Source organism: Microbulbifer sp. THAF38 (genome assembly GCF_009363535.1).
Lineage (GTDB): Bacteria > Pseudomonadota > Gammaproteobacteria > Pseudomonadales > Cellvibrionaceae > Microbulbifer.
This window is the reverse complement of the sequence record NZ_CP045369.1, coordinates 1,470,938-1,484,185: the sequence shown is the minus strand read 5'-3', so window position 1 is coordinate 1,484,185 and position 13,248 is coordinate 1,470,938. Positions and strand designations below refer to the sequence as shown.

12 protein-coding genes are annotated in these 13,248 nt (G+C 55.4%); 3 read left to right on the top strand and 9 right to left on the bottom strand.

The features are described 5' to 3' along the window. Window positions 1-2: 2 nt before the first annotated feature. From prfB to FIU95_RS06255, 8 genes are all read right to left on the bottom strand, one after another. A protein-coding gene (gene prfB / locus FIU95_RS06290; protein ID WP_152452532.1) for a peptide chain release factor 2 occupies window positions 3-1,098 on the bottom strand; the annotation gives its coding sequence in 2 pieces (ribosomal slippage) (window positions 3-1,025 and window positions 1,027-1,098; 1,095 coding nt in all). A gap of 103 nt (window positions 1,099-1,201) precedes the next feature. Further along, window positions 1,202-1,597, bottom strand: a complete 396-nt coding sequence (locus tag FIU95_RS06285) for a MerR family transcriptional regulator (protein WP_216646310.1) — start codon at window positions 1,595-1,597, stop codon at window positions 1,202-1,204. Between the two features lie 43 nt (window positions 1,598-1,640). Further along, window positions 1,641-2,090, bottom strand: coding sequence for a hypothetical protein (locus tag FIU95_RS06280; RefSeq protein ID WP_152452528.1), 450 nt, complete (start codon window positions 2,088-2,090; stop codon window positions 1,641-1,643). A 33-nt stretch (window positions 2,091-2,123) separates the two neighbouring features. Then, on the bottom strand, window positions 2,124-2,744 hold the full coding sequence (locus tag FIU95_RS06275; protein ID WP_152452526.1) for a LysE family translocator: 621 nt from the start codon (window positions 2,742-2,744) through the stop codon (window positions 2,124-2,126). 9 nt (window positions 2,745-2,753) lie between these two features. Continuing rightward, window positions 2,754-3,665: a DMT family transporter gene (locus FIU95_RS06270; RefSeq protein ID WP_152452524.1), complete on the bottom strand. Its 912-nt coding sequence runs from the start codon at window positions 3,663-3,665 to the stop codon at window positions 2,754-2,756. Window positions 3,666-3,743: 78 nt separating this feature from the next. After that, entirely contained in the window at window positions 3,744-5,471 is a 1,728-nt protein-coding gene (recJ, locus tag FIU95_RS06265; RefSeq protein ID WP_152452522.1) for a single-stranded-DNA-specific exonuclease RecJ, read from the bottom strand. Between the two features lie 57 nt (window positions 5,472-5,528). Then, window positions 5,529-6,941 carry a threonine synthase gene (gene thrC, locus FIU95_RS06260; protein WP_152456167.1) on the bottom strand — a complete coding sequence of 471 codons (1,413 nt, stop codon included), beginning with the start codon at window positions 6,939-6,941 and terminating at the stop codon, window positions 5,529-5,531. 90 nt (window positions 6,942-7,031) lie between these two features. Then, the gene (locus FIU95_RS06255; RefSeq protein ID WP_152456165.1) at window positions 7,032-8,354 is read right to left on the bottom strand and encodes a homoserine dehydrogenase; all 1,323 of its coding nucleotides are present in this window, start codon (window positions 8,352-8,354) and stop codon (window positions 7,032-7,034) included. 384 nt (window positions 8,355-8,738) lie between these two features. Here FIU95_RS06255 and FIU95_RS06250 point away from each other — a divergent pair, with 384 nt between their 5' ends. The 3 genes from FIU95_RS06250 to aspA all read left to right on the top strand — a co-directional run bounded on the left by FIU95_RS06250 (window position 8,739) and on the right by aspA (window position 12,317). Beyond that, window positions 8,739-9,746: an asparaginase gene (locus tag FIU95_RS06250; protein WP_152452520.1), complete on the top strand. Its 1,008-nt coding sequence runs from the start codon at window positions 8,739-8,741 to the stop codon at window positions 9,744-9,746. Between the two features lie 162 nt (window positions 9,747-9,908). Beyond that, window positions 9,909-10,721: a helix-turn-helix transcriptional regulator gene (locus FIU95_RS06245; protein ID WP_152452518.1), complete on the top strand. Its 813-nt coding sequence runs from the start codon at window positions 9,909-9,911 to the stop codon at window positions 10,719-10,721. A gap of 129 nt (window positions 10,722-10,850) precedes the next feature. Then, on the top strand, window positions 10,851-12,317 hold the full coding sequence (aspA, locus tag FIU95_RS06240) for an aspartate ammonia-lyase (RefSeq protein WP_216646309.1): 1,467 nt from the start codon (window positions 10,851-10,853) through the stop codon (window positions 12,315-12,317). 53 nt (window positions 12,318-12,370) lie between these two features. Here the strand turns inward: aspA and FIU95_RS06235 are convergent, their stop codons facing one another. Beyond that, window positions 12,371-13,123, bottom strand: a complete 753-nt coding sequence (locus tag FIU95_RS06235; RefSeq protein WP_152452516.1) for a DsbC family protein — start codon at window positions 13,121-13,123, stop codon at window positions 12,371-12,373. Between the last annotated feature and the right edge of the window lie 125 nt (window positions 13,124-13,248).

Below are 13,248 nucleotides of genomic sequence, written 5' to 3'. Positions count from 1 at the left end.
AATCAGAGGCCGGCTTTGAGGCTGGCTTCGATAAACTGGTCCAGGTCTCCGTCCAGCACTGCCTGGCAGTTGCTGGTCTGGACGCTGGTGCGCAGGTCCTTGATACGCTGGTCGTCCAACACGTAGGAGCGGATCTGGCTGCCCCAACCGATGTCGGCCTTGCTGTCTTCCATGGCCTGCTTCTCTGCGTTGCGCTTGAGCATTTCCTGCTCGTACATTTTTGCGCGCAGCATTTTCCAGGCTTTATCGCGGTTCTGGTGCTGGGAGCGCTCGCTCTGGCACTGCACGACGATACCAGATTCTGTGTGGGTCAAACGCACGGCAGAATCGGTTTTGTTCACGTGCTGACCACCGGCGCCGGAGGCGCGGTAGGTATCTTCACGCACCTGGGATTTGTCGATTTCAATCTCGATATTGTCATCGATTTCCGGCGACACAAATACCGAGCTGAAAGAAGTGTGACGGCGGTTGCCGGAATCAAACGGCGACTTGCGTACCAGGCGGTGTACGCCGGTTTCTGTGCGCAACCAGCCGAAAGCGTGGTCGCCGGCAAAATGTATGGTGGCACTCTTGATGCCGGCCACTTCCCCCGCGGAGACCTCTTCCAGGGTGGTCTTGAAGCCGTGGGCTTCACCCCAGCGCAGGTACATACGCAAAATCATTTCCGCCCAATCCTGAGCTTCGGTGCCACCGGAGCCGGCCTGGATATCCAGGTAGGCATTGTTCTCATCGTTCTCGCCGGAGAACATACGGCGGAATTCCAGAACTCCCAACTGCTGCTGGAGACCTTCGATCTCAGTGGAGACCTCCCCTACGGAGTCCTCGTCATTTTCCTCGACCGCCATTTCCAGCAGTTCGCGGCAATCGGCAATGCCGGAGTCGAGGTTTTCGATGGTATTCACCACCGTTTCCAGGGAGGAGCGCTCGCGCCCCAGTTCCTGCGCGCGGTTGGGGTCGTCCCAAACGCTCGGCTCGGCCAGCTCCAGCTCTACTTCGGTCAGGCGTTCTTTCTTGCTGGCATAGTCAAAGATACCCCCTAAGAACGTCGGTGCGCTCTTCGAGGTCTTTCAATTGGTTGAGGAGGGGATTGATTTCCATGAACTCTCGGTGTCCGGACAAAATAAAAAGCGGCGCGCATTCTACCGCAGCGCGCGGGGGTCCTTCCAGTCGTCGGCCAGCCGCTGTAAATCGGGCAAAATCCCTATTTGCATGGCTGGCCGGATAACTGCTGCAAAATCGCGCAGTCCGGTGAGTCATCACCGGCACAGCTGTCGATAAACGAATATAGGGTTTCACGCATTGCCAGCATATCGCGCAGCTGGGCTTCCAGCATGGAAAGCTTTTCATGCACCAGCTGCTTGGTTTCTCGGCTGTGTCGCCCGGGGTCATCCCGCAAGCCCAGCAGAGTGCGCACTTCTTCAATAGAGAAGCCACAGGCGCGGGCGCGCTGGATAAAACGCAAGGTCTCCAGGTCATTCTCGCTGTAATGGCGGTAGCCATTGGCTTTGCGCGCGGGAGTCACTAAGCCGATCGACTCATAATGGCGCAGGGCCTTGCTACTGAGCCCCGAATGCTGCGCCGCCTGGGAAATATTCACTGCCAACTCCCAACCCATTAACTACAGCTGATAGACCTTGTTCTTAGGCGCTGTTATCCCGGCACTGGGAAAATTGATACTGCATTTTTTCTGCGGGGTCGTAACCCAACTCCAGGGCAGCATCCAAGGCATCCATACTGATCAGGTGCAACAAAATATCCCCGGTGGGCGCACCACAGACGGCCGGAAACATTCGATCAGTGCGCACGCCACAGCGGGATTCCTGCACCATCAAACCGTTTTCCCGCAACTTGGCTCGGCTCTGCTGCAAAGTCATGCCACCACCCTCGCACTGCTTGCGGCCACTCTTGCGATAGACCCACACTAACTCGCCCGACTTCGGAGCTGTCGTACTGAATGCCACCTCCGGCTGACTGGAGCCCGGAGTATTCTCTACCTGATTTTCCATAGCCTTTTCCTCCTTGGCTCCACCGCAGGCCGCCATCGCCAGTAAGGTCAACATCAGCAGAGCGGACAATTTTATTTTCACCATCAAACTTCCTCCATAAAGCAATGGCCACCCAGCTTAAGACAGCGCCAGCCAGGCTCCCACCAGTAACATCAAAGTACCGGAAATACGGTTAATTAAACGCACATTTTCAGCGTGTTCCAACAGGCGACTGAGGGCCTGACCACCCCCAGCGTAAATCAGCAAGCACAGGGTTTCCAGCAACAGTATGGTGGCGATCAACACAGAGAGCTGCGGTGCCAAAGGCTTGCTTTGGTCGATAAATGGCGGCAACAGGGCGATAAAGAAGGCCCAACCCTTGGGGTTGGCAACGGCAGTGATAAATCCCTGGGCAATCAGCGCTTTTGCGGAGGGCCGGGCGCGCCCCTGTGCCGCATCAAGAGAAGCCAGCTGCCCTCGGGAACGCCACATCTGTATGCCCATCCAGGCGAGGTATGCGCCACCGCAGTATTTAAAAAGCTGAAATACAGTGGGATATTGCACCATCACCACCGCCGCACCAAGCACCGTAGCCAAGGCCACCAGCGCTACTCCTACCAGCTCGCCAACCATCATCCACAGGGTGTGGCGCACCCCCACTGTAATACCAAGGCTGAGGGCCAGCATCATGCAGAGTCCCGGGGTTACCGAGGCAAAAAAACTGGCGGGGACAAAAAGTGCGAGTACAGACAATTCCATTGTATTTTCCTAGTGATGGGTACCACTGTGGTTCCCATAATGACTTACCAGCATCCCAGCCAGCATCAGGCCACAGCCAATCAATTCCGTAGTGTTAAGCATTTCATTAAGGAATAACCAGCCCGCCGCCAGGGCGAATACCGCCTCCAAGCTCATAATTACCGTGGCATGGGATGGTGCCGCGTGGCGCTGGGCCAGCAGTTGGAAAGTAAATGCCAGCGCGGTGGAGAAAATCATCATGTAGGCGATCGGCCAGGCCGCATCCACAGCGGACTGTATCGTTGCCTGTTCGGTGAAGAGCGATGCCAGGGCCGACAACAGACCGCAGACCAGAAACTGGATACAGGCCAGACGCAGTGCATCGTAGCGTTTCACCAGGCGATCCGCAGAGAGCACCTGAATGGCGAAGACAAAGGCGCTGGCAAATACCATCAGGTCGCCAACTAGCTGAGACTCTTCGCTGAAGTCCGCCAGCCAGTAGAGGCCAAATAAAGCCAGGCCAATACCGGCCCAAGTCCAGCGGTTGGTTTTATGCCCGAGGGACAAGCCGATGACCGGCACCAACAAGAGGTAAAACCCGGTGATAAAACCGGCGCGGCCGGCAGTGGTGTAGAGCAGGCTGACCTGTTGCAGCGCCGCACCGAGAAATAACCAAAAACCGAGCAACGCTCCGCCGGGTAAACAGGCTCTCCAACGATGAATAACAGAGTGCCCATCCACTTCGCCGGGCTGGGCATCCCTGCGGGAGGACAGCCAGTAAACGATGGGTACCAGAATCAAGCCCCCGAGGAAAAATCGCCAAGCATTAAAGGCCAGCGGCTCAATATCCGCCATAGCGATCTTTTGTGGCACAAAGGCGACGCCCCAGAAAAGAGCGGCTAATAACAGCAGGACTTCGGCCTGGACTTGTTTACGTTTCACTACTTTTTACTTCCAACCACTTTTTATTACTGCTGCGAACAAGCTCCAAGCCATTCACAACTCTCTGCAAAGGAAGCCCTATATGGCCTCCAGCAGGTTCACCATTAACTGCAGGGACTCGCGCCCACGAAATTCATTGACGTCTAACTTGTAAGCCAGGCGCACTCGCTCGGTAGGCTGCGGCCACTGGTCTGTATCTATATTAAAAGCGATGGCATCGAGGGCCAGCTGTGGCGCCTGCGGCGGAGACACCACCATCTTCAAGTGACGCTCGCCGACAATACGCTGCTGCAGCAACAGAAACTCCCCATCGAAGACCGGCTCGGGAAACGCCTGCCCCCAGGGTGCACAGGCGCGCAACATGGCTGCGGTTTGCAGGTTGTAGTCTGCAATATCCAGCTCACCATCGGAGTCGATCACCGCCTGTAATTGATTTTCATCCAGACGCTTGCGCACCACTCGCTCAAACTCCGCTCGGAACGCATCGAGGTTTGGTGCAGGCAAACTCAACCCCGCGGCCATAGCATGACCGCCAAATTTACTGATCAACTCAGGATTGGCTGCCGCCACATCGCTCAGGGCATCGCGGATATGCAAGCCGGGTATGGAACGCGCCGAGCCTTTGACCAAGCCGTTGTCTCCTTCGGCAAAGGCAATTACCGGGCGGTGAAATTTCTCCTTGATGCGGCTGGCGAGGATACCCACTACCCCTTGATGCCAGTTAGCATCGTAGAGGCACAGGCTCCAGGGAATCTCCCCCTCTAGCTGTAGTTCTTCCAGCGCCGCCAGAGCTTCCCGCTGCATACCCTGCTCGATGGCCTTGCGGTCCCGGTTGAGCATATCCAACTCCCCCGCCAGCTCGCGAGCTTCACTGGGATCGCGGGTCAGGAGGCAGCGGATGCCGGTGCCAATATCATCTAGGCGCCCGGCCGCATTAATTCGTGGCCCCAGGATAAAACCGATATCAGTGGTGGAAAGCCTGCGCTGGTCCCGCCCGGCCACTTCTAGCAAAGCGGAAATACCGGGTCGGCAGCGACCGGAACGGATACGGGCGATACCCTGGTGCACCAGGATGCGGTTATTGTGATCCAGCGGCACCAGGTCTGCCACGGTGCCGAGCGCCACCAAATCGAGATATTCGGCCATATTCGGCGGGGCGATACCGCTCTGAGCAAACCAACCGCATTCCTGCAGGGCACTGCGCAGGCGACTCAACAGGTAAAAGATAACTCCCACACCGGCGAGATTCTTACTGGGAAAATCACAGTTCGGCTGGTTCGGGTTCACAATGGCATCGGCATCCGGCAGCTCGCTGCCGGGCAGGTGGTGATCGGTTACGATCACTGTCATGCCTGCAGCCTTGGCCGCCGCCACCCCATCGATACTGCTGATGCCGTTATCCACGGTGATCAGCATATCTGGGGCGTAATCCTTGGCCACCTCTACGATTTCCGGGGTGAGGCCGTAACCAAAATCGAAGCGGTTCGGCACCAGGAAGTCCACACCCGGCGCGCCCATGGCCCCCAGTGCCAGCACCGCGAGCGTGCTGCTGGTGGCACCATCGGCATCGAAGTCACCGACGATCAAGATCTTCTGCTGCGCCCGCACGGCTTCCACCAGCAGTGTCACCGCTGTATCCAGCCCGCGCATTAACTGAGGCTGCTGCAGCTTGGCGAGGCTGTGGTCCAGGGCTTCCTCGCTGACGATCCCGCGACCGAGCAACACTCTCTGCAAAATTTTTGGGGTTTCAGAAGCAAAACGGCCAGTGGAGAGGTCCACTGGCCGCCGCTGAATTCTTGTACTCATTCTCTCTCAGCTTTTTTTATCCGGCCGCCAAGTCCCTCGCTGCGAAGTCTGCGCCAGCTAGCGTCCTTCGGACAGCATGGTCGCCATATAGTCGTGCACCTGGGACATGTCGTTGGGCAGTACCTTGAGTCGCTCTTCGCGTTGCCAGAGGTCCTGCATATGGGCCGGCAGGGGAATTTCGGTTTGTGGCAGCGCCTGCGCCACGGCATCGGGGAATTTTGCCGGGTGTGCGGTGGATAAGCAAACCATGGGCTGCTCGGCGGAGCGGCGCACCCTTCTCGCGGCCTCGACACCAATTGCGGTATGGGGGTCGAGCAGATAGCCGGTCGCCTGGTACTGCTCGCGGATCACCTCAATAGTGCGCGCATCGTCGACCCTATAACTGGAAAATGTCTTTTGGGCCTGCAACAGGGCCACCTCGCTCAAGTGCATAGGTGCACTGCGATCCTCCAACAACTCCGCCACTGCGGCGCCATCGCGGCCGTAGAGATCGAACAACAGCCTCTCAAAGTTACTGGACACCATGATATCCATACTGGGCGACAGACTGTGTACCAGCGGCTTGGGGGTGTGGTCGTTATCGCTGATGCAGCGGTGCAGGATATCGTTGGCATTGGTGGCGATCACCAATTGGTCGATAGGCAGACCCATCTGCTTCGCCAGGTAACCGGCAAAAATATCGCCGAAGTTGCCGGTGGGCACGGAGAAATTCACGGTTTTTTCCGGCGCGCCCAGGCGTAAGGCCGCGTAAAAGTAGTAGACAATCTGCGCCATAATACGCGCCCAGTTAATGGAGTTCACCGCTACCAAGCGGCGCCCGTTGGGCAAAAAGGACTGGTTGGCGAAGCTGGCCTTCACCATATTCTGGCAATCATCGAAATTACCTTCCATGGCGATATTGAACACATTGTCCGACAGCACCGTGGTCATCTGCCGGCGCTGCACTTCTGAGACCCGGTTGTGGGGGTGCAGAATAAAAATATCGATATTGTCGCAGTGGCGGCAGCCTTCAATCGCCGCCGAACCGGTATCCCCGGAAGTCGCCCCCATCACCACCACGCGCTCACCGCGCTTTTCCAGCAGGTGATCGAACAACTGGCCGAGAAACTGCAGGGCAAAATCTTTAAAGGCCAGAGTTGGGCCGTGGAAAAGCTCCAGAATCCACTCGTTGGTATCGGTCTGCACCAAGGGCGCCACCGCCCTGTGACGAAACTGACCCTGCCCCAAACCATAGGAGCGCCCGATAATATCGCGCAGCTCCCGCTTACTGAGATCCTCTCCCACAAACGGCCGGATAATTTCAAAGGCCAACTGCTGGTAATCCATACCTGCCATAGCCGCAATATCCTTTCTGGAAAAGTGCGGCAGTGACTCGGGCACATAGAGACCGCCATCACTGGCTAGACCGGTGAGAACGGTATCGGCAAAAGAGAGAGACGGCGCTCGGCCGCGGGTGCTGACAAATTTCACGATGTTATTTCGCTCTTGGATCTCGTGGGCAATAGTGAAAACTGGCACCGACTCCTATGGAACGGCGCCATGTAGCAGAGGGGGCAAGGATCAGCCGAGGCTCTCCACGCGAATACGCACCACTTCCCCCTCGACTGTATCCAGGGCTTCAATCTGCGCGACTGCCTCGCGCAGGCAGGCCTCTCTGGCACGGCTGGTGAGAATCACCACAGGAACTAACTCTTCCCCATCCACCGGCTCGTGCTGAATCAGAGCCTCAATACTGATGCCCTGATCGCTGCAGATCGTTGCCACCTTGGACATAACACCGGGCTTGTCGTGAGCGGAAATACGCAGGTAATAGCTGGTGACCACCTCTTCCTCCGGCAACACCAGGGTATCGCCCTGTTCTGCCAAGGCCACCCCGGCAGCGGGCACCCGCTGATCCGGCTTGGCATCGAGAGTGCGCGCTACATCGACGATATCGGCAATCACTGCCGAGGCCGTGGCTTCGGCACCGGCGCCGGCGCCGTAATACAGGGTTGGCCCCACTGCGTCGCCGTTGACCAACACCGCATTCATCACACCATTTACGTTGGCAATCAGGCGACGTTGGGGAATTAAGGTTGGGTGTACCCGCAGTTCCACCCCCTGCTCTGTGCGGCGGGCGATACCCAGGTGCTTAATGCGATAGCCGAGTTCATCGGCATAGCGGATATCCTCCGGGCAAATGCGGCTGATCCCCTCGGTATACACCTTGTCAAAGGCGAGCGGGATAGTGAAAGCCAGGGAGGCCATAATCACCAGCTTGTGCGCGGCATCGATACCCTCCACATCAAAGGTCGGGTCCGCTTCGGCATATCCGAGGGCCTGTGCCTGAGCCAGGGCCTCATCAAAGCTGCGACCCTTCTCGCGCATTTCTGTGAGGATATAGTTCCCGGTGCCATTAATAATGCCGGCGAGCCATTCGATGCGGTTGCCCACCAGGCCTTCGCGCAGGGATTTAATAATAGGGATGCCGCCGGCCACGGCCGCTTCATAGGCAACGGTGACCCCCTTTTGCGCGGCCAGTTCAAACAGCTCATTGCCGTGCTCGGCGATTAGCGCCTTGTTGGCGGTGACCACATGCTTGCCGTTTTCTATCGCTACTAGAACCAGCTCGCGCGCTACCGTAGTGCCGCCAATTAATTCCACCAGAATATCGACATTGGGATTGTGGGCGACCTCAAAGATATCGCGGGTGACATTCAGCTGGCTGGTATCGCAATCGGGATTGTCGCGACGGGCTCCGACTTGCTCAATCACCACCGCGCGGCCACAGCGCGCGGCCACCTCATCTCCATTGCGCGCCAGGACATTAATCGTTCCGCTGCCCACAGTGCCCAAACCGCAAACACCGATGCGCACTGCACGCTGCGGCTCTACCGCAGACACCTGATCCGCCGCCTCTGCGACGTCTTCAATTGTTGCGCTCACAAATTCCCTCCGCGCCTAGGCTCCCGGCAATGCACCCCAACCTAAAATGCTGCGCCAGGAGAAGACGCAATAAAAACAAATAAAATTAACAAAAGATCGACAACCTTACCGAGCCGAAAGCAAAAAAGTCAATAAAATTGCGCCAGCCAGACCCTAGCCTAGGCAATGGGGCGAGCGAAACTTTTGTCACCCTAAAGATCCTCTTGAAATAGGAGCCATCCTCAGTAGATGCTATAAGAGCATCTACCAGCATCAGGTACCAGCAACCTGCGAAATTGCATCCACCGCGCCTTTTCCAAAAAATGGGCGCACTGAAAAACGGACTCAGATAGCGGTCGAGTGATGAAAAAAACCCTTATCCTTTATACCGGCGGAACCCTGGGAATGCGCCGCAGCGAATCCGGCTATGTGCCAGACGCCGATCTCGAAGGTGCTCTGCAGCGCCTGCTACAGGATGTGATCGGCCAGCTGCCGAGCTACGACTTCCAGGCCCTCGACCCACTCCTCGACAGCGCCAATATGCAACCCCAGGACTGGTACCGCATCGCCTCCCTGATACGCGACAACTATAGCCACTACACAGGCTTTGTTGTGCTGCACGGCACCGATACCATGGCTTATACCGCCTCCGCGCTGTCCTTCGCTCTGCAAGGACTGGCCAAACCGGTAGTGGTAACCGGCTCGCAAATTCCCCTGCGGGAAATGCGTAGCGACGCCTACAACAATTTAATCGCCGCCCTGCTGTTGAGCGGTTCGGACAGTATTGGAGAGGTCTGCCTCTACTTTAATGGCAAGCTACTGCGCGGCAATCGCGCGGTAAAAGTCAGCTCCGGCTCATTGGACGCCTTTGCCAGTCCCAATTACCCGAGCCTCGGCGAGGTGGGTATTCAGGTGCATATCGACCCCAATGCTTTATTGATGCACGGCGACACACCACAATTTGAGATTCCCGAAAACGCCGATGGCAATGTTGTACTGGTGAAACTATTCCCCGGAATAACGCCGCTATTCCTCAGCAAGATTATTGAAGCCCGTCCGCGCGGCATAGTGATTGAAACCTACGGTACCGGCAACGCCCCCACCGACAACCAGGCCTTTACCGCCCAACTCACAAGAGCCGCAGAACTGGGAATTATTTGTGTGGCGGTATCCCAGTGTCTGGAAAACCATGTGGATCTCGGCAAGTACGCTGCGGGCTCTGCGCTACTGCGCGCCGGTGTAATCGGTGGCCTGGATATGACCAGTGAAGCCTGCTATGTCAAATTGAATCATCTGCTGGCTATGAATTACACGAGCAGTGAAGTTAAAACACTGATGGAAACCCCGCTGTGTGGGGAATGTACACCCTAGCAAAACCAAACGGGATTCATTGAGCAGTGCATAAAGAAGATTCTGCCAGTCTATCGCTGCAAATATCAATCCCAGCTACTTTTTATCGGGCGGCCAAATGTGGCCAAGTATTCGTTTAGATGGGAAATACTGGGCATTTAGGCCAGAAGCAGACACTCCTTGATGAGCAATAATTTTTCACAAAACTTGCGCTTGCTGTGCAGCTTTTACCGCTCGATCGCCGAAGTGTGTCGGCGCATGGGTGTGAACCGGGCGCAATTTAACAAATATCTTAACGGTAATACCCAGCCCTCACAGTATACCCTCAATAAGATCTGCCACTTCTTTGGTGTTGAGCCCCATGAAATTCTGATGCCTGCGGAACAGTTTGAGCAGATTGTTCGGGTACGCAGCACCCACACTACCGCTGAACCCTCTCGCCCCTATTCCACGGATATTGATCTGTTAATGCGGGAGTCCCAAGGCCGCGCAGATAAATACCTGGGTTTTTACTTTGAGTACCACTACTCAATGACCTTTCCCGATCACATTATTCGCAGCCTGCTGCATATTGAGTCCGACGGAGAAGGATATTATTTCCAGCGCTTCGAACGCATGCGCTACCCAGACAGGGAGGAGTGGTACAAATCCCGCTACAAAGGCATGCTGCTTTTTCTCTCCGAGCGTATTTTTCTGATCGGCTATGAAGCGCTGACGCGCAATGAAATTGCCCAGACAATTTTGTACCCCACTTACAAGAGCCGGGTCAGTTATTTGTCAGGATTAAAACTGGGTGCCTCCGCCAGTGACCGACGTGAACCCGTATGCACAAAAGTATTGCTGGAATCACTCGGAAGAAATATCAGCATTAAGAACGCATTAAAACTGTGTGGTGTATTTGGCCCGGACTCGGACGAGATTAATCGCAGCATTCGCGAAAATATCCGGGCAACCAACACTGAAGGTCCACAGAGTTTTTTTGCCACCCCACTTTAATCATAAATTTCTATTAAGGGCCCAACCAAGAGGCCCAAATAATGACAACTACGGGCAGCCTGGAACCCAGCTTAATACTGGCTACTGGTGCGCTTGCCCCTATGCAGATGAAGAGAAAGCAAAAGCATCATGACAAATGATTTCCACACCCTAAAACCCATGCCTGTATTCTCTGCCGGCGATGAATTTCGCATCGAAAAAGACCTGCTCGGAGAGCGCAAAGTACCCGCCGATGTCTATTTCGGCATTCAAACCCTGCGCGCCCTGGAAAACTTCCAGATCACCGGTATTACCCTCAACCATTTCCCCAACTTGGTCAAAGCGCTGGCTATGGTGAAGAAGGCTGCGGCTCATGCCAACTGCGAACTCGGCTACCTGGAAGAGAGCCTTCAAGCGGCAATTGCCAAAGCCTGCGATGAAATTATTGAAGGCAAACTGCATGATCAATTCCTGGTGGACATGATTCAAGGCGGTGCCGGCACCTCCACCAATATGAATGCCAACGAGGTAATTGCCAATCGCGCCCTGGAATTGTTAGGCCACAATAAGGGTGAATACAAAAACGTTCACCCTAATAACCATGTCAACTTGTCGCAATCCACCAACGATGTTTACCCCTCCTCCATCAACCTGGCGGTACTACTCAGTTACAACGACTTGGTGCAATCCATGGAAGAGTTGTGCATCGAGTTTGATGGCAAAGCCAAGGAATTTTCCCATGTTATTAAAATGGGCCGCACCCAGTTACAGGATGCGGTACCCATGACTCTCGGGCAGGAGTTTGCCGCTTTTTCTGCAACTATTCGCGAAGATGTCGCTCGAGTTAAAGAGCTCGTCGTACTGTTTAATGAAATCAATATGGGCGGCACCGCAATCGGCACAGGAATTAATACCGATCCGCAATATCGTCAATTGGTTGTGTCGGCACTGTCGGAAATTTCGGATATCGACTTTGTCTGTGCGGAAAACCTGGTGGAAGCCACCTCAGACATGGGCGCCTTTGTCATGTTTTCCGGGGTGATGAAACGTATCGCGGTAAAAATATCGAAGATCTGTAGCGACCTGCGCCTTTTATCCAGCGGCCCCCGTGCAGGTCTCAATGAGATTAATCTGCCACCGATGCAGCCGGGCTCTTCTATTATGCCCGGCAAAGTGAACCCGGTAATTCCCGAGGTAGTAAACCAGGTGGCCTACCAGGTGATCGGCAATGATCTGACCATTACTCTCGCGGCCGAATCGGGCCAGCTGCAGTTAAATGTCATGGAACCAGTGATCGCCTTCAACCTGCTGCAATCCATGCGCCTGATGACCCAGGCTATGCACACCCTGGCCCAACGCTGCGTCAACGGTATCAGCGCGAACGAAGAGCACTGCCGACAGATGGTCGAAAACAGTATCGGCCTGATTACCGCGGTAAATCCATTTATCGGCTATGAAAATGCCACCCGCATCGCCCAGCAGGCATTGATGACCGGCGCGAGCGTCAAGCAGTTGATTTTGGAGGAAGGATTGCTGAGTGAAGAGGAGTTAAACGATATTCTCGCACCGGAGAATATGACCCAGCCGCGCAAGGTGGCGCTGAAGAGTCCAGCTTAGATAAAAAAACAGCGGCTGCCTCAGGCTAGCCGCTGCTTTTTATATGTGGGTAATTAAATACCCAGTTCTTTAATCAGAGTGGCTGGGGGCAGATAGCCTGGCACAACTCTGCCATCCTCCATCACGATGGTGGGTGTCCCGCGCACATCGATCTCTTCATTACCCAATTTATATTGGGCCGCGACCGGGTTGTTATCGCAAACTTTCAGCGGCACATTTTCGCGATTTTTTAATGCGGTCAGGGTCTGGTTGCTGTCATCGGCGCACCAGGCAGTCGCGAGCTTGCGATAACCCAGCGACTGCAACCCGCCGCGTGGGAATGCCAGATACCTGACTTCAATGCCGCGCTTATTCAACTCAGGCACATCCTGGTGCAGTTTTCGACAGTAACCACAGTCCACATCGGTAAATACATAGATCCGCGCTTTGGTTTCACCCTTGGGCGAGAAGACGATCATATCGTCAACGCTCTGGGTTTCCATTACCTTGGCCCGGCGAGTTGCCCGGCGGCCTTCAGAGAGGTTGGCAAAGCCGCCACCGCTCTTCACCTGAAACAGGTCACCCAGGATAAAGTGGTTGCCATCGGCTGAGACGAACAGAGTGCTGCTGCCACCATCCAACTCTACCTCGTAGAGCCCTTCGATGGGGGTCTCACGCACGTCACCGTACTTGGGCTTTGGGTTACTGGCCTCTAGACGAGCTTTGATTGTCTTCGCAACATTCGCGTCGACCTCTGCAAGGGCCGCTGGGCCAAGCAGACCGAGCAGCGCACCAGCGAGCGCCAGCGGCTTCTTGATAAGCATCATTACCGATTGCTCCTTAAATTCTCAATGGGGTTCGACTCGATCGTCGGCCTTCAGTTCCAGCCAGTATGGCAGCTGCGCGCCATATCAGGTTTATATGGCGCGTTTTAACATATTCGTGCACCGGT